The 16,375-nt window shown below is 58.8% G+C and carries 13 protein-coding genes; 9 read left to right on the plus strand and 4 right to left on the minus strand.

All coding sequences use genetic code 11. The annotated features are described in order from the left end of the window. Positions 1-266 precede the first annotated feature (266 nt). The 6 genes from IFT65_RS18880 to IFT65_RS12350 all read left to right on the plus strand — a co-directional run bounded on the left by IFT65_RS18880 (position 267) and on the right by IFT65_RS12350 (position 8,135). Positions 267-389, plus strand: a complete 123-nt coding sequence (locus IFT65_RS18880) for a hypothetical protein (protein WP_274602814.1) — start codon at positions 267-269, stop codon at positions 387-389. 144 nt (positions 390-533) lie between these two features. Continuing rightward, positions 534-1,604 carry an ankyrin repeat domain-containing protein gene (locus IFT65_RS12330; RefSeq protein WP_192081680.1) on the plus strand — a complete coding sequence of 357 codons (1,071 nt, stop codon included), beginning with the start codon at positions 534-536 and terminating at the stop codon, positions 1,602-1,604. Then, the gene (locus tag IFT65_RS12335) at positions 1,591-3,492 is read left to right on the plus strand and encodes a type IV secretion system DNA-binding domain-containing protein (RefSeq protein ID WP_192081681.1); all 1,902 of its coding nucleotides are present in this window, start codon (positions 1,591-1,593) and stop codon (positions 3,490-3,492) included. The genes IFT65_RS12330 and IFT65_RS12335 overlap by 14 nt, the downstream gene beginning before the upstream one ends. Positions 3,493-3,554: 62 nt before the next feature. Next, positions 3,555-6,470: a MobF family relaxase gene (gene mobF, locus IFT65_RS12340; RefSeq protein ID WP_192081682.1), complete on the plus strand. Its 2,916-nt coding sequence runs from the start codon at positions 3,555-3,557 to the stop codon at positions 6,468-6,470. 58 nt (positions 6,471-6,528) lie between these two features. Further along, positions 6,529-7,200: a hypothetical protein gene (locus tag IFT65_RS12345; RefSeq protein ID WP_192081683.1), complete on the plus strand. Its 672-nt coding sequence runs from the start codon at positions 6,529-6,531 to the stop codon at positions 7,198-7,200. Between the two features lie 101 nt (positions 7,201-7,301). After that, positions 7,302-8,135: a DUF5677 domain-containing protein gene (locus IFT65_RS12350; protein ID WP_192081684.1), complete on the plus strand. Its 834-nt coding sequence runs from the start codon at positions 7,302-7,304 to the stop codon at positions 8,133-8,135. Positions 8,136-8,208: 73 nt separating this feature from the next. On the opposite strand, the gene IFT65_RS12355 is transcribed toward IFT65_RS12350, so the two are convergent. The 3 genes from IFT65_RS12355 to IFT65_RS12365 form a co-directional block, all read right to left on the minus strand. After that, positions 8,209-8,688 (minus strand): GIY-YIG nuclease family protein, encoded by a 480-nt coding sequence (locus tag IFT65_RS12355; protein WP_192081685.1) that lies wholly within the window; start codon positions 8,686-8,688, stop codon positions 8,209-8,211. A gap of 131 nt (positions 8,689-8,819) precedes the next feature. Further along, complete coding sequence (locus IFT65_RS12360) at positions 8,820-10,610, minus strand: YadA C-terminal domain-containing protein (RefSeq protein WP_192081686.1); 1,791 nt, start codon at positions 10,608-10,610, stop codon at positions 8,820-8,822. A 58-nt stretch (positions 10,611-10,668) separates the two neighbouring features. Then, positions 10,669-11,442 carry a M15 family metallopeptidase gene (locus IFT65_RS12365; protein WP_192081687.1) on the minus strand — a complete coding sequence of 258 codons (774 nt, stop codon included), beginning with the start codon at positions 11,440-11,442 and terminating at the stop codon, positions 10,669-10,671. Positions 11,443-11,759: 317 nt separating this feature from the next. On the opposite strand from IFT65_RS12365, the gene IFT65_RS12370 reads away from it, so the two are divergent. Further along, complete coding sequence (locus tag IFT65_RS12370) at positions 11,760-12,257, plus strand: hypothetical protein (RefSeq protein ID WP_042613147.1); 498 nt, start codon at positions 11,760-11,762, stop codon at positions 12,255-12,257. A gap of 69 nt (positions 12,258-12,326) precedes the next feature. Here the strand turns inward: IFT65_RS12370 and IFT65_RS12375 are convergent, their stop codons facing one another. Then, entirely contained in the window at positions 12,327-13,571 is a 1,245-nt protein-coding gene (locus IFT65_RS12375) for a site-specific integrase (protein ID WP_042613148.1), read from the minus strand. Between the two features lie 1,436 nt (positions 13,572-15,007). On the opposite strand from IFT65_RS12375, the gene IFT65_RS12385 reads away from it, so the two are divergent. Beyond that, positions 15,008-15,379: an Imm8 family immunity protein gene (locus IFT65_RS12385; RefSeq protein ID WP_192081689.1), complete on the plus strand. Its 372-nt coding sequence runs from the start codon at positions 15,008-15,010 to the stop codon at positions 15,377-15,379. Positions 15,380-15,941: 562 nt separating this feature from the next. After that, positions 15,942-16,259 (plus strand): hypothetical protein, encoded by a 318-nt coding sequence (locus IFT65_RS12390; protein ID WP_192081690.1) that lies wholly within the window; start codon positions 15,942-15,944, stop codon positions 16,257-16,259. Positions 16,260-16,375: the final 116 nt, after the last annotated feature.

Below are 16,375 nucleotides of genomic sequence, written 5' to 3' on the forward strand. Positions count from 1 at the left end.
CATTGCTTGCGATTAAAGCCTCTTCGACCTGAGACGATCAACGCCCGGATTGAGCTCCCGTGTCGGGTAGCTCTGGAGGCATTTGCGAGGAAAGAAGGGCTCTCTCTTTCTGAGGCGGTCAATCGCTTGCTTTTAAAGGCATTGGCCGCAGATTAAAAAGATTTGACTAAATAAGAAAACTGTCGATTGCTCGGCATTTTTTTGGGTTGCCAATGTAATGACTTGTGCTTAACTGTAATGAGTTAAAACAAGTGGGGGAGGTCCCAATGTATATTTTCGCAGACGCTTACGAGTTCGCCGTAGATGACGTGGGCGGATTGCTGTTCACCTTGGGTGGTTTTGCGGTGGTGAGCTACCTAGTCGCCAATATCGCCGGGTATCTGGCATGAGTGCCTGGATCAAGAAGGATCTCGAGCAGGTGGATTGGCACAACATCTCGTTCTGTATGCAAGTGTTTGCGCTCGTTGGTCTCGCCTACGTGATCCGCCTCTACAGCTGATTGCCAAATCGATTAAACGCGCTATGCATGGGGGATGGAAACCCCAATCAATCAAGCCGTTAAATATGTAGCAGGGGGCGATTTCATGAATCGCTCCCACGAGTCGTTCTTTCACCAGACCGGCGTTCCGACTCAGACCATGGCCTCGCTTCACCGCGAGCATCAAACGGAGCTGGCCGAGCACTCACCCCGAGAGGCACTGGCCTTTGCAGAACGCTTCTGCCGCCACGCGCAAGTCACCGGGGCAGAGTCCGAAACCTCGGTGGGCTTTGACTGGGTCATGACACCGAGCCGCTTCTCTCGCCGGGTCAACGTGGAGTTGGGCACAGGCGGCTTTGCAACCCTGATCCAAACCGAGCCGGGCATCCCTGTCGCTCAACTCGACGCCACGCTCCACGCGGGCGTGGCGGGACACCCGCGGCTCGCCCAAGCCTACGCAATGCTGCCAGCCCATCAACGCAGCTTCCTGCTGGGTGAGCTTCAGGAGAGCTTGGAGCAGGTTCAGGCCAACCGCGTGGCGGCGGATCGGCTGGAGTCGATACGGGGCCGGCGTGAACTTCCGCTGCCCCTTCGTTTCTCCTCCGATGGCATCAGCCGTTTGTTGCAGCGCTACGACGTCCCCGAAGAAGTGGCCATGGACACGGCGACATGGCTCGCCCAGACACATGGGGATCGCCTGTCCGGAATGCATGTCGCAGAGGTGTTGGGCGCCGCCTACGTCTTCAACGCTCACCCTAGCGTGGTGTCTGGCCCCCCGTGGCAATCGTGGTTATGCGAGTGCATAGCGGGAGGCAACGCCAACGGCATGGAAGCGTGCTTGTCGATGGGTGCAGACTCCAACGTGCCCAACTCGCGGGGCGATATGCCGCTCCACATCGCGGCACGCTTGGGGCGTCACGGCGTCGTCCTCCGCCTGCTTGAGGTGGGGGCCGACCCTACGCACGGCAATCCTCATGGAGAGACGCCACTCCACTTGGCCGCGGAGCAGGGGCATGCGGATGTCTGTTTGGCCCTCTTGGGAGGGGGCGCGGACCCGGGGCAGTTGGATTTTTCAGGGCGTAAGCCAGGGACGCAACGTCGAGAGGCAGTGCATGCCGGTTTATAACTGCTGGAGCTGGACGGTTCCCTCTTCGATTGAACCCAGCAGGGAGGTCCGGTATTGGCCGCAGGCCATCCTGTCCGGTTCAGTTGTCGCTGCCATCGCTTACCCAGCCGCGCTTTGGCTGACGTGGCAGGTGCCCAGTGCGCACTCCCTGATGAACTACACCGAGGCTCTCAGGGGAAGCAGCGCAGCGCTGGTGAATCTAGCGACGGCCACCATCTCGATGCGCGAGCCCGCGCTGGCGTTCTGGGAAATGGCCCAGGAGCAAGCGACTTTTGGAACCTTTGTCCGGGTGGGCGTTGCGGCAGGGCTGGCTGGATGGGCGTCTGCATGGGTCACTCGCCGGGGGCTCATTCCGCGTTCCAACACTTGGCACGTCAGTGGGGCTCAACTGCTCCAAGGCAAAGAAGCCTTGGCAGAAGCGCGCCGTCGGTCACTTACAAAGAAAGAGCAGGAAGACGAGCTGCATGCGCTGTCGCTGCACCCGGACTGGGGGGGCAGCAAGAAGCTTCTGGCCCGTCATATGTTCCTTTACGGGAGCGTGGGCAGCGGCAAGAGCGTCATCATGAAGCACCTGCTGGAGCAGGTGGTGCGGCTCGACAAGAAGGCCTTCATTTATGACATCAAAGGAGACTTCACGTCGATCTTCAGCCGCCCGGCCATCGTGTGCCCCTTCGACAAGCGCAGCTGGATCTGGGACGTGGGCCGAGACGTGGCCACAGTCACTCAAGCCTCTGCCTTTGCCCAATCAATCATTCCCAGCGAAGAAGGCGCAGGGGCCTTCTGGAGTGCTGCGGCGCAGTCGATCCTGGAAGGCTGCGTGCGCGAGCTCCAAGCCACGAAGAAGACGAATTGGGGCTGGCCAGAGCTGGCCGAACTGGTGGCTCGATCAGCTGACGCGATGTTCAAAGCCCTTTCGGTTCACTATCCCCGGGCTGCTGTCCTGATCGCTAATCCGGAAAGCGGGACCACCAGCAGTGTGATGGCGTGCGTTGCCAACGGCACCGCGATCATTGAGCGCCTGGCACTGGCCTGGCCAGATCGCAAGCAAGACCGAATGTTCTCCATGCTGGACTGGATCAAGGACGACTACAGCGGGCGAAAGCAAGTCATCGTGCAATCGGGTCCCGATGAGGTGCTGGCGCGCAGCTACATCTCCGCCATGATCAATGTTGGGGTGCCGGAGATCATCGGTCCCTCGCTCCCGGATGACGAATCCGGACGATTCCTGGGCTTCTTCTTTGACGAGCTTACTTCTGCCGGCAAGCTCAACATCGAGCCATTGTTGGCCTTGGGAAGAAGCAAGGGCGTGGTGGCGGCCATGGCCGTGCAGGATTGGTCTCAAGTGGAGAAGGTTTACGGCGACAAGACTGCGCAGGCATTTGCTGGGTTGGTTGGCATACACGTAGTCTGTCAGCTCCAGGTTGGCGAGACCCGGGAAAAGATCTCCCGCAACTTGGGCAAACGCACGGTCGCTTGGCGCACGCACGACGACCGTGCGACAACCCATGAGGAATCAAAGGCCATAGTGGGGCCAGGGCGACTCACCGACGACCTGGGATTCCGCAAGGGGAAGACCTTCGGCCCTGAGCGCTGGGGTATCCGTGCGATCCTCCAGACGACCGGAGACTTGCTCCTGCTGGACTGGCCTGGGGTGAGCTACCCGAAAGTTCGAGAGGGGCAGAAACGCGCGAAATGGACCAAGCAGGGCGCGCGTCCGGTGGAGCAAAAGCCCTTGCCCCCGAGCGATGCGCAAAGCGCGGCGGAGGTCCAGCAGGTCTTGAAGATGACCGCCGACCAGGCAGCCGCGGAGCTGGAAAAGCGGGGCGCGGTGTCGCCCAAGTTACGCGCCGTATCAAACGACGAGTTGGATGCGATTTTTCGCAAGTGATGGGTTGTGGAGTGGCTGGGATTTGGTAGATCTGAAGGGATAGCCAGCACGAGGGGGAACCCATGTTCAACGTCACCGCATTGACCGCCCAAGGCACGGACAACAAGTCCGGTGCAGCCGTCGTTGAGTATTTGATGGCTACCGAGTATTACCTCGACAAAGACGGAACCGCGCAGGACACCATGGCCTGGGGCGGCAAGATGGCCGCGCACCTCAATCTGCTCTCTGCCGCGGTGACACGCGAGACAATGAGCAAGTTGGCCGAGGGGTTCGACCCACTGACGGGGAGGGCGCTATGCCAGAACGCAGGGCACAAGGGGAGGGTGCGGCCAAAGGTGGACAAGAACGGGGATCCCGTCATGGATGCCCAGGGCAAGCCCGAGGTTGTTGTCGTCGGTGGTCACCGGGTCGGCTACGACGTCACGGTGTCGGCGCCCAAGGACGTGGGGATCCTGTTTGCGATGGAGTCGCCCGAAAAGCGCGATGCCGTGCTCAAGGCGCACCAGGCCGCTTCTGCAACGGCGATGAACCGGCTGGAATCGATGGTCGAGACCCGCCGCGGGAAAGGCGGCAAAGACGTGATCGGCGTCAGCGGCTTGGTGTGGTCCAGCCACCAGCACTTCGCGGGACGAGACCTGGACATGGATCTCCACACCCACCACCTGGTCTACGGGGTGGCGTTGGGCGAGGACGGCAAGGAATCGACCTTCGATGCCGTCGAAATCTACCGGCATGCCCGGGCCATGGACGAAATCTACAAGCTGGAGCTCTACAAGAACCTTCAGGACTTGGGCTACCAGGTCGAGCACGTCCGGGAGCTGGACGACGACGGCAAAGAAACCGACCGATCCTACGCACGCCTGGCCGGCATCGACCAGGACGTCATCGACCACTTCAGCAAGCGCCGGAAGGCCCTGCTCGAATACGCAGAGCAGCACGGGGTCACCAACCAGCAGGCGAACAAGGCCACCCGCAAGCACAAGCACGAACCCACGTATGCCGAGCTGGCGGAGCACTGGCAGGAAGCGTTGAAGGGCTTCGAGCTGACCCCGGAAACGTTAAAAGCGGCGCAGGGCAACCTGGACGCAGTGGAGCACATGAGCGACGCCGACTTGCTGGAGCTGCTGCATCAGAACGAGGCTGTGTTTAACGACATCGATCTGGTGCGGGTGCTGGGGATGGAATACGCCGGCAAGCTGGACGCGGCCGGGCTCGATGCCCGCATTGAACAGTTCAAGCAAGACAATGGCCTGGTGCTGGTCAACGCCGAGCGCCTGGCAGACGAAGACCGGGGGCTGACGCTGGCCCGCAAGCACACCGAGGATCGGTTCTGCGCCCCATGGATGCTGGAAGCGGAGCAGGCGGTGGTGGGCATTGCCAACCGCCGTGCCAATGAGACCCAGCACCACGCCAGCCCGGAGACCGTGACGCGTGTCGTCGCGGACTACGAACAGGCCAAGGGCTTCCAACTGTCGCAAGAGCAGCGAGTGGCCGTGAACCACATCTGCCGCGGCAGTGGTGGAGTAGCGAACTTGAGCGGCCTGGCAGGCACGGGCAAGACCACGATTTCGGAGCTCTACAAGGAGGCCCTGGAATCCGAAGGCATGGTGCTCCTGGGGGTGTGCGTGTCGAACAAGGCCGCCCAGAAGCTTGAAGCGGAATCGGGGATTCCCTCCACGTCTATGGCCCAGATGCTGTTCGATTTGGATGACGGGAAGCGCTTGCTTCAGCCCAACGACGTGATCGTGATCGATGAAGCAGGCATGGTGGACACCCGCGACACCCGAGCCTTGTTAGCCCATGCCGAGAAAGCGAAGGCCAAGGTCATCCTCCAGGGCGACACAGAGCAGTTGCAGCCCATCGGCGCGGGATCCGGCTTTCAGCTCACCAAAAGGGCGGTGGGCGACGTGAAGTTGACCGAGATTCGCCGGCAAGCGCGGCAGGAGGACCGCGAAACGGCAATGGGGTTCTATGCCCAGGACGTGAACGGCGAGGTGGTCGATCTGAAGAAGGGCACCCGCAGCCGGCGCGAAACCTTGGACATGGGCGATAAGCAGAAGGAGCGGTTATTGGACTCCATCGTGGAAGCGCACTCCCAAGAGAAGTCCATCGAGCGCCTGGTGAACGACTACTTCAACAACAACGCCGCGCTGGACGACAAGCTGGTGCTGGCGCATAGCCGAGCCGAGGTCGATGCCCTCAATGCCAAGATTCGCCAACGGTTGAAGGACCGCGGCGAGATCGGCACCGATGAAGTGGTGGTGGAGGGGCGCGTCAATGGCCGCAAGTTCGATCTAGCCTTGGTGGAAGGGGATCGGGTGATGTTCACCGCAAAGAACATGGAGCTGGGGGTGGTCAACGGATCCCAAGCCACGATTCAGTCCATCAAGCCGTCACGAGCGGGCGGCTACGACATCACCGGCACGCTGCGGTCAGATAACCCCAAGGAGAACGGGCGCAAGGTCGTTTGGAACACGCACGAGCACAAGGCGGTGGTCCACGATTACGCCGTGACCGTCCACAAGTCACAGGGGCAGGGCAGGCGCGAAGTGTTCCACCTCATGAACCTGGGGATGATGGACAACGCGTCGTCGCTCGTGGCCTTTACCCGGCTCACCAAGGGGAGCTACAAGCTCTACGGGACCTACGACGACGTGGAGCAGCTCAATAGCCGGTTGGGGCTGGAGCGATTGAAGGCAACCGTGCTCGATGCCGGGGTCAAGGAGCGGCAGGGGGCCATGCCCCCAGCCCAGAGTCCCAGGACACAGGCCGGGGCTCTTCAAAGCAAGCTCGATGCGCTGTTCCACGAGCACAAAGAAGGGCAAGAAACACGACGGGCAATGAGTGACGGCGAGCGCAAAGCGCGCCGCCTCTTGGAGGTTTTCGATCATGGCCGTCAACGAGCGACCATACCACCAGGATCTCTGGAAGGGGCCCGGATTCCGGCCTCACGGCTACAGCAGGGACTGGGGCGCTGACGACATGCGGGTGCGTTATAGTTCGCGGAGAGCCGTGTGGTGCTCAAGGAGAACCAGCTTGAAAGCGAATGGATTTGGCGGATCGGTCTTTGCCGGAGCGATGGGGGCTTTGCTGGTGGCTTGCCAGCCCGGTGGCACACCGGCACCGGTCGGAACTGCCCCCGTTGCGGTCGACAATGGCCCGCAGGTTAGTAGCCCGGCGGATGTTCCTTCAGAAGCTCCCTCTGCTTCGAGCGTCGAGGAAAGCTCCGCTATCGCTAGTTTCCGGAAGTATTGCTATGACACCCAGAGCGATACAGCGAAGGTGACGCGGTTAATTGAAGTTGATGCATTACAACCTGCTGACGAGGCGGCCAGCGGCTACTCCAGGGCGCCTCAGCGAGGGCGGCGACAGATGTATACGCTCCCGTCGAAAGGAAATGGGACGTCATCGTTCAACCTCGTGATCAACAACTTGGGAGTGTGTGGTGTTCAGGTCAGTGGTGAGGCAGCGGCCGTGCTGGAGGCGGATATCATCAAATCGTTCAACGCCTTCCGTGTGCCTGCCCCGCAGAATCCCGCAGTCCGCGCCGGCGTTTTCATTCCCTACGGTTCATCGGTTAGTGAACAAGACGTCCGTAGGCACGGATTGATCAATACCATGACATCTGACGCCAAGAGCGTTGCCATGGTGATCTATATCCCGCCATTGCAGGCCGAAGAGGTCTTGGCGAACGCCCGTGGACAGTAGAGTGTTCGCTGACGGCTGTCGTTTTCTGACAATAGCCATCTCTCGTTTTCGCTCTCAACCAGTTCGAACGGGATGATTCAGTGATAAGAGGAGCAGATTCAATGTCTGGGCAGTGTCTTGATCCCATCAACGGCCGGGGTCCATACATCGAAAAGATGCTTGGTCGCCATGCTGAGTCCTTGGAAATCACTGGCTCTCTTGCAACTGCTGGTGAACTCTTCGTCGCCAAGCTTGAGATATCGGCCGACGATCCGCATCAGCTCATCCCTACCTGCCTTCTCATCAGGCAGGTGTCAGCGCTTCGTGCGCTGGCCCTCTTGGCAGTGAACGGGTTCTACACCGAAGCGCTGGGACACCAACGAAGCCTAATGGAGGCGCTGGCCCGTCTGTCGGCTTTAGTAGCTCGCCCTGAGTTGCTTCAGGACTATCTGATCCAAGACGTCTTGAATCGGAAGAAGATGTTGGGCGACATCCTCAACTTCCGCCAGGACTGGCCGCCTGAGATGGTTCCCGAGCCGTCGGATGAGGAGTTGCGGCAGGAAATAGCAGAGGCTACCCACCGTTTGACCCACTTCAAAGATCAGCAAGGACGGACGGCCCGTGACATCAAGACACTTGATTGGGCTCAGATAGGTGGCGTGGATCAGCTGATGTATGGCAGGTTCGTCATGGCCTCTGAGGCGCTTCATTTTTCACCGAAGTCTTTGGAAGGCCTGTTGGTGACCAACGGGGACGTTCTAGAGTCGATACGCATAGGTCCGGAGGAAAGGGACTTTGATCACCTTCTGATGACGTCCTGTCGCTATGTTTTCGTGGGTATACAGCGGCTTGCAAACCATCTGGGCGTTGACCTTCTGGGCGATGTGGAAGATCTGTATCAGCGTTTCAATACGCTTGATGAGCGGATGGCCGACGATGCGCTCCGCGAGGAGTGAAGTCAGCACATCGATCATGGTGATGCCTGATTCGCGAGCTCAGAGACGGTAGTGGCCTGTTCCGGCGGCATACCTAGCGCAGGACGATGCGTGACGACGACAGCGCCAATGCGAGCAAAACGGGGTAGAGAAACAGCCACTTGAAGGCACCCCAAAGCAGGCCGTTGCTCGTCGCTGCATGCCGTCCAAGTGCTGGTGCGCGTGCTGGCCACATGAACCCATGCGCCAGACTTTTCATGTGCCACGTCGTCCGCCGACGGGGATCCCGGATGAGGACGCCCGGCGGCTTGGAGTACATCCGCCAGCCTTTCTGAAAGGCCTTGTAGCGCCACGCAAATTCGTGCTGCTCAGCGTCGGCCTGCGTGCCGGTCATGCTGGAGAGCGGAACAAAGGAGAACGGTTGTCCCTGCCAGCCTCCGCGACTACTCCGGTGCTGCTGCTCCCGTTGCTTCAAGTCCACGGTTTGCCCGACATAGCAGCAGCCGTTGTTGAAGAACAGGCCGTAGAGATGTCGGGGGCGGGGCAAGTATTTTTGGTTGCGTTTCCAGACCAAGGCTCCTCCATCAATGGATATACCTACATACCCATAGAAGAGAATCCGGGTTCGTCAAGGGGCTCAACGAACAATGGCTCCGAAGGACCCTTGCCGAGATCGATCACCTCCTTAGTCCACCACGCAATCGTTTAGCGCCCCAAGTTGATGCTTACCCCAAACCCGGCAACCGGCTTGTTCCCGGAGCCGAAGGACAGGCCGGCAGAAACGCTGGTGCGCTCGGAGATACGGGCCCCCCAGCCGACGCTCACCGCCGCCTCGCCCCCAGAGAAGCCGACGCCCATGTTGAGGTTGACTTGGCCCACCGCCGTCCCGCCGTTCTGTGCTGCAGCCGTCGCCATTTGGCTCATTGCGCCGAGCTGTGCTCCCAGAGCATTGATGCGACGGTCCTGATGACGCACGCGGCGTTCGGTGTCCGTCCAGCGGTCGTTCCAGGCTTGCTGCGCGTCCCAGAGTTGACCGCCGTTGACCGCGTCCGTCGAGCCACGCTCGACCCGGCCTGCTTGAACGTTGCTCACGCGTTGATTGCCTGCATTGATCCCCGCCGTGGTGACCGAGGGCCCCCCTTGAATGGAGACGCCTTGGGCGTTGACCGTGGTCGCGCCGACCTGGACAGATCCAGCATCCGAAAGCTGGACGTTGTCGCTGACTGAAACGGTTTGGCTACCGTCCGCGTTGGTGGTGACCTCAACGTTCTTGCCCGCCTTGGCCACTGAGCCGGAACTGGTGCCTGCGGTTCCGTCCACCCCATCTTTACCGTCTTGACCCGCTGGTCCTTGGGGACCTTGCGGTCCAGGTGCGCCGGGACCCGTGCCCGGATTCTGCTCTAGGTTGGCTACTCGACCGTCCAAGTAATACATGGCGTCCGCAACGTTGTTGTAGCTGACACCACCGCGGAACTCGAACAACGGCTCAATGTAGACGCCATTGACCACGTCAGCGCCGCCGCCAAAGGTTTGCACGACAGAGCGCACTTGGCCCACGTTAGCGGCATCCGTATCAACAATGCCTCGGGAGACGCCAGTCAATCGACGGTCCCCAAACGCGGCGGTTGCCTCTTCATTGCATCGGCTGTTAGACCCCACCGCCACGCAACCACGCGCGGTCGCGGCGGCGCGGTTACCGATAGCAACGCTGGCTTCCGCTTCTGCCGCCGCGCTTGGGCCTATCGCGATCGAGTAAGGAGCCGAGGATTTTGCCCACGGCCCGGTGGCGGTGGCGGCTTCGGCAGTTGCTTGGGAACCTAGCCCGGAGGCAACGGAGTAGTCGCCAGAAGCATTGCTGCTGGAGCCAAACGCCGCAGCGCTGTCTCCGGAAGCGTTGGCGGATGTCCCGACGGCAAGGCTCGAGTTCCCGATCGAGACAGCTGCGCGTCCGACGGCTGTCGATCCGTTGGCCGTCGCACGAGCGGTGGTGCCGATCGCAACCGATGCGTCACCGCTGCCCTCGCTGTTAACTCCCACTGCCACACTGCCCACGCCAGACGCTAGGCTGTATGCGCCCCCCGCGAAGGCTCCCAGAGCGTTTGCCTCTGCATACGTGCCGAAGGCAGCGGCATTGCTCCCAGACGCTTTAGCAGCGACACCCGTGCTCGTTGCCCCGACTCCTTCGGCCCGGCTGTCATAGCCGATGGAGGTGGTGCTACAGCCCAAGGCGTGCGCCGCGGTGCCCACTGCCGTAGCGCCCACGCAGCCGCCCATCGTGCCGTCAGGAAGCAAAGCTTGTCCCCCATCTGCCACGGCTCCCGCCCCTAATGCGGTGGCTCCCCACGTCTGCGCTTTGGAAGCGTTCCCTACCGCGGTCGTGTTCCTTTCATTCGCTTGGGCTCCATCGCCAACCTGGGTTTGGGCGAAAAGGGCAGGGGAGGTGCATAAGGCAGCCCCCACGAGCAACGACAGTGCTTTAAAACGAATGCGCAACATGCAGGCCTCCCGGCTTTATGGATAACTTCCTTGATCCATAAAACAAAATCCGGGTTCGTCAAGCGCTTGGGGAGGAATATAATCGGTTGTTAGGGTTTATAGCGGCGCATGAAGCGCGATTGATTGAGAGTGTGGAGAAATTCCATGCCCATCGTTGCGTTGCGCCGTTGCAAGCCCACTGCGCGCCAGCCGGGCACCAGCTCGGCGCTAGTGCCCGCGCCAGGACCTCAGGGGAGGGTTCTCCGATGGCAGCAAAGGTTGGGAGCTTTTGGCCGCGGCGGTAGGCCCACTTGGCCTGACCGCATTCGGACTTGAGTTCAACATGTGGATAGTCCTTGGGGCTGGTCCATCGCCCGCCCCAGTTCAACCCCACGATTTCCGAAAGTTCCCCAAATCGCAGGTAGCCGGCCATCACGTGCGGATCGTTCAAGTTCCAGCTTGGCTCCCCCTTGACGAAGACGGCTGCGTCCAACGCCAGGCCGTAGTTGTGACAAGAGGACCAAGCCCCAACACTCGTGACGCCGCTGGCCGACGCCATCAACGCCGCTTGCCGCTCTGGGCTTCGATAGACCTCCACCGGCCGCACGTCATACCCCTCTGCTGCCAACTGGGCCAGGACGGCTTCTGCCTTTTCGCGCAACGAGGGCGAAACCCCTTTCCAGACTCGTTTTTGCTTGGGATGAAAGAAGCGGTAAACGGGGTTGTGAGCTTTTGGAGTTGCCAGAGAGGGCGGTGATGGATTAGAGGGGGTGGGTTTGACGGTTGAGCATCCGGCCAGCGCCATCGAAACGATGGCCGTCAGCACGGAAAAATATTTAATACGGGGTTGCATGCTTTCCTCCCAGAAAGATCAATGGATGCTTTCAGGGGTATTCGATTTTAAGGAAAGCGCAAGGGGTTTGGATAAAAAAGCCCCCGGCAACCCGGGGGAGGAGACCTGTCGCCGAGGGCTTAGTGAGGCAAGGGACGAACTAAAAGGCTCGCCTCGTTTGAATCGATAACATAAATGCCCCGAACGTCAAGGGGGGGCATCAACGGACACTGCTGCGGTTTCCCTGCGACCGAGAAGGCTCATCGGTCTCTGCGGATCCGCGTTGTGGAACCACTGTTATGGGTTAGCATCTGGGCTCACACCCCAAGGATGAGACCATGACTGAACAGAACCAGGACAAGTCAAAGGAAGATCTCTTCAAAGAGTTCATTTACAGCCTAGCTGCGGCAGACGCAGTGGCTGATAGGGCGGCCAACACCCTGGACACGTATGGACCTTACGTGGCTCAGGTTGTAAGGGAGACATGGACGGCGTTGCAAGGTATGCCGTTGATGTTCTTTGCTGGTCACAGTGGGATGGCGGCCCATGTCGAGCTCGAACCGGTGCAACGTGCAATTCAGCGCGCTCGGTGTATCAACTGTCGCATCGCCTCGATCCGCTGGAAGCTAGTAGCTCACATTTCCTCGCTCGATGATGTGCAACCACCGGCACCTAATTTGTTGGCGGCCGAACTCGCGCTTGGCATAGCTGAGCAGGGGAGCGATGATGCCTTTAATGGATTCGTTGACTCGGTGCTTCAGAAGGATCTGCTAGAGAAGGTAGTGAAACCGGCGTCGCCTGGTGCGCCAGCTGATCCCACGACCGGTCGTTTCTGAACGATGCGCTGCCTCGGCTGCCCTTCCAGCAGAAGGGCGGTCAGGGCGGTGAGCTCGGGAAGTCCAGCTCTAATTTTGCTGTTTAGTTCTGCCACTAGACTTCTGTCGATTCTTTGTCCTAATGGCTGCTTCCAGATCTGCTGCCAAGTCTTCAACTTTCGGATTGTAGTAGCGCATGAGCATCTGAGCGGTCTTGTGACCGGAGATGCGCATAACCTTCTGTAAAGGGAGTAGGTTGGCGAGTTCAGTCAACCGCGTGTGTCTTAGATCATGTAGGGTTGCACCTGTTACGCCCGCGGCGTGGCACGCACGCTCCCAAGCTTGCGTGAGGCTGTCCGCGGCGATTGGCGAATTACCTTCGTCAACCGAGAAGACGGGACCATGTCCTGGGTTGGCCGGCACTGGATGGTTCTTCAGGGTCTTGCCATGCCGAGCTAGCCATACGGCGTGGTGCTCCGCCGTAAGCGTATTCAGCGCACTGACCGCGTCCTTGGTCAGCGGAATTGTGCGGCTGCTTACCTGGCCCGCTATTGGATTTTTAGTGTCGCGGAAGATGGCTTGAGGTGTCCCTTCAAGGCTGACGTCCTCCCATCGAAGCTTGACGGCCTCGCCACGTCGACAGGCGGTCCACCGCATGAACAAAATGGCGGCTCGGGTGGCTGGACGCATGGGTGCAAGACAGTCGAGGATGGACCGCCATTCCTCCGGTGAAACCACGCGTTCACGGCTATTGCTTATGGCAGGTTTGGTGGCCTTCAGTAGCGGGTTTTCCTTCAGCGAGTAGTGCCACTCTTCAATGGCGGCCGTGAACACTTGAGATACAACGGCTTGGTTCCGGCGCACGGTAGCCGGTGCGAGGAGGTAAGTCTCGTCAAGGGTGTGGCCCATGCCAAGGGAGGTCATTCCGAAGTCGCGTGGTAAGAGATCCGCCACAGGACGGTTGCAGAGCTTTGGAAAGCGTTCTTGAATCGACCTCAAAAGCCGCTCATCTCCCTTCCCGGCTTTCTTCTTCGGGCAGATCTCGGCGATGTAGCGGTCGATCCATTTTGAGAGAGTCTGCGTGCCCAGCAGGTCAGAAGCGGGGCGCTTCTCAACATGAAGGGCGGCGCGTTCGCTGGCGGCGAATGCGGCCGCATGCTTGAACACTGCGGCTCGGCTGTCCGCAGCAACTGAGGCGGACAGCTTGTTGTAAGGGAAGGTCCTGTTGATTCGGTGAATGTTGCCGGCCGCATCCTGGCGTTTCACGCGGACCTGCCAGGCGCTGCCGCGGTCGTAGACCCCTTGGCCTGTCAGTTCCTTCTTGGGGCGAGCCATGCTTGATAGTCCCTATCATTAGAGGTGACTAGTTTTCCCAGAATTTTCCCTGTTCGTCAATAAGTAATTGATATTTAGTGGTTAAAAGGATGTTAGCTTATATTTCGTAATGCGTAGGTCGTAGGTTCGATTCCTATTTCCGGCACCAGTTCTACGAAAAGCCCCGGCCTTGGTCGGGGCTTTTTGTTTGCGGCTCGCTTGGTGGTAGTGCCGGCCGCTGGCCGGTAACTGCAGGTCCGCTTGACGCGAGCACCTGTCGAGACCGCCACCAAGGTCTGGTCTGGCTTCGTTGGCCCTTAGCGCAAAAGGCGCGGGCATTTTCGACTCAGTTGGCGTAGCCATTGATGCAACGGCTACGGCTGTACCCTTCGTGCCCGATGGCGCAGGTACAGCGATCAAGGCAGCTAGAGGACTTGAGAGGGCTGTTGAAGGTGCACGTACGGCAGAAAAAGCGGGAGACAGGCTCGACTCCGCGAGACGTGGTGCGTTTGAGAGCGCTGGGATGAATGACCCCATCAAGGTTGCCTTCTCAAAGGTTGATGAGAAGACCGGTAAAGCTGTGGAGTTCAAGGGGGAGGGTGGGGCGAAGATTGGATACGATGGACCACATCCCAGTCCTGGGCCTCACCATGACACCCAGCATTTAAGCTGGCAGTCTGCGGGAAAGAGAGGCGACGGGTGCACAGCGTGGAAAATATCCCATATTCCGGAGAACGCCATCCATCAAGGCCGGATAGGAAAGATCAATGAGCACGAAAGATAGTGGTGCTGTGGCGGCATCTAAACAAATCTGCTCTCTTGGGTATGGCAGTGTTTCAGTAGCGTCTGATGCGGATCTGCTGCTTCGAAGGCTGGTCGAAATACAAGGGATTGATTCAACCAGGCACTATTGGTGGGAGTCTTTGGCGACGTCCCGGTTCGTTCGCTACAGTACATCAGGCAATGGTTGGTCCCTCAGATGCGCGGACCAGTGCAGGTCAGATGGTGGGGGAACAGCTTGCAACTGAACTAAGTCAGCCGCACAGCGCGGAAGATGTTGTCTTGTATACCGCAATTGCGATGTCGGCTGGCATCGGTGCTGGCGCCGGTGGAAGGGCAATGGTTTCGGCAGAGGCGAGGGTGGGTGGGGCTAAGGGGGTGGCTGAGATGAGTGGCATGCTTCGCGATGCCGCTCGTGGAAAAGGAAATTTCGGGATTGGTAATGCGACTTCTGAGCAAGCTGATGTTATGGGTCGAGCATGGGTTGGATCGGGTGCGAGCCAGTCTAGTTCTGGGAATGCGCTCATTAGTCGAGATGGTTTGCGCCAATACCGTTTCCCATCAGACAAACCCAACAGTGCTCACGCTTCTACCGGTGTTCAGGCCAATTTTGAATCTCGCTCCATACCTGGAGGTAGGTGGACCAACAATGCTCATCTCGATGTCGAGAAAATAAAATGACTCAAGCAAAGTTGATGGGGATCGATTCGGCTGATTGGGATGCTTCATATGATAAGTATCGTCAAACTGGTTTATTTGGTTGCTACTTTCAGGCATCTATCGGTCCAGATGACGCCAAGGGTGCGGAATTGTTTGGTTTTACTGCATGTAACCGCGAGTGGCTGGAGCGCATGGTCGAAGAAGGTCAAATCCTTCCAAAGCTTCTTGTTGTAAGTGATGTCAGCTGTGAGGCAGTTAAACGAGCAGTTGAGCTTGTTTGCGCCGCCGTGCCGCATGGCAGTTGGGATGAGGTGGCCCATAGGTTGGCTGAAGTGATGGACTGGGAGTTTGAAGGTTATGTTCCAAGAGATGACGTTGATCAAAGGTGATGTAGGTAATTACAAAGCTTCCTGGCGTGATTCCCCAAATGATAGTGACGTTTGTTTGAACGTTTAGATGCAGTCAGTCGGGATGATCGGCAGGACCAGTTCTTCAATGGAGACACGGCATACAAGTTTGGAACCCCTCAGCAGCAAAATATCTTCAAGACGTTGCCCAGTGAGCAGCGCCTTATCAATCGGACCACATCATGGATCAGGATCGATGAAAAAGTTATTGGTGGCTGCCTTGTTGTGCATGTTGATACCGGCCTGTGCAACCCAGCTTCGGCGTGCGGACTCTAAGGACTTCAGCGTTTCTGTGACTGACCGCGCGACGGAAAACCGATACGATGTAGTCTTTAATTCTGCCGCTGACGGGCCTCTTTGCCTGTCACAAGAAAACTGCGAAAGAGTTTGATGGGCAGGGTCGACCTGTCAAGACCATCGACTTCACTGACCACGGGAGACCGGGAAGCCATACAAACCCTCATGAGCACCCCTACGAGTCCAACGGTACTGGTGGGACGCCATCTCGGGCGAAGGCCCGGCCACTCAATGAAGGTTGAGCAGTATGAATGCTGAAGACTGGGGATTCCCCATAACTGGAAAGAAAGTCAGTGAGGTCCTTAGGCGACACTTCAGCCCGGAAGACGTCTGGGAACTATCCTTCTTGGATGTTCCATCGGGAGATTTTTCATCTCCATCACTCGATGCACTACGAGATAAGGTTTCTGGACGAGGTTGCCATATTTCAACAGCCGGGTTATGCGAAGCGTTGGAGGGCGCTCCTCAGGTCTGGATACTTGATATGCGCCTAGCTTCCGATAGTGGTGTTGTGCTGTACATAGAAGATGGTGAGATTTTTGATATCAATCTGAGAAGAACCTAGTTGCGGCGCGTCCCAATGTAATCTTATCTGAGCTAAGCGGGGGAAAATTATCGAGGACGATCCTTATCCAAACATCGCCTCGAATGCTGTCCTAAGTTGGCCTTATCGCCACTTAC

It is taken from the genome of Stenotrophomonas sp. CFBP 13725, assembly GCF_014841935.1.
In the GTDB taxonomy this organism is placed as follows: Bacteria; Pseudomonadota; Gammaproteobacteria; order Xanthomonadales; family Xanthomonadaceae; genus Stenotrophomonas.

Excerpts from the sequence above, each read along its gene's own strand:
- IFT65_RS18880 (WP_274602814.1), top strand. The coding sequence starts at position 267 with ATGTATATTTTCGCAGACGCTTACGAGTTCGCCGTAGATGACGTGGGC.
- IFT65_RS12330 (WP_192081680.1), top strand. The coding sequence starts at position 534 with ATGGAAACCCCAATCAATCAAGCCGTTAAATATGTAGCAGGGGGCGAT.
- IFT65_RS12335 (WP_192081681.1), top strand. The coding sequence starts at position 1,591 with ATGCCGGTTTATAACTGCTGGAGCTGGACGGTTCCCTCTTCGATTGAA.
- mobF (WP_192081682.1), top strand. The coding sequence starts at position 3,555 with ATGTTCAACGTCACCGCATTGACCGCCCAAGGCACGGACAACAAGTCC.
- IFT65_RS12350 (WP_192081684.1), top strand. The coding sequence starts at position 7,302 with ATGTCTGGGCAGTGTCTTGATCCCATCAACGGCCGGGGTCCATACATC.
- IFT65_RS12360 (WP_192081686.1), bottom strand. The coding sequence starts at position 10,610 with ATGTTGCGCATTCGTTTTAAAGCACTGTCGTTGCTCGTGGGGGCTGCC.
- IFT65_RS12365 (WP_192081687.1), bottom strand. The coding sequence starts at position 11,442 with ATGCAACCCCGTATTAAATATTTTTCCGTGCTGACGGCCATCGTTTCG.
- IFT65_RS12370 (WP_042613147.1), top strand. The coding sequence starts at position 11,760 with ATGACTGAACAGAACCAGGACAAGTCAAAGGAAGATCTCTTCAAAGAG.
- IFT65_RS12375 (WP_042613148.1), bottom strand. The coding sequence starts at position 13,571 with ATGGCTCGCCCCAAGAAGGAACTGACAGGCCAAGGGGTCTACGACCGC.
- IFT65_RS12385 (WP_192081689.1), top strand. The coding sequence starts at position 15,008 with ATGACTCAAGCAAAGTTGATGGGGATCGATTCGGCTGATTGGGATGCT.
- IFT65_RS12390 (WP_192081690.1), top strand. The coding sequence starts at position 15,942 with ATGAATGCTGAAGACTGGGGATTCCCCATAACTGGAAAGAAAGTCAGT.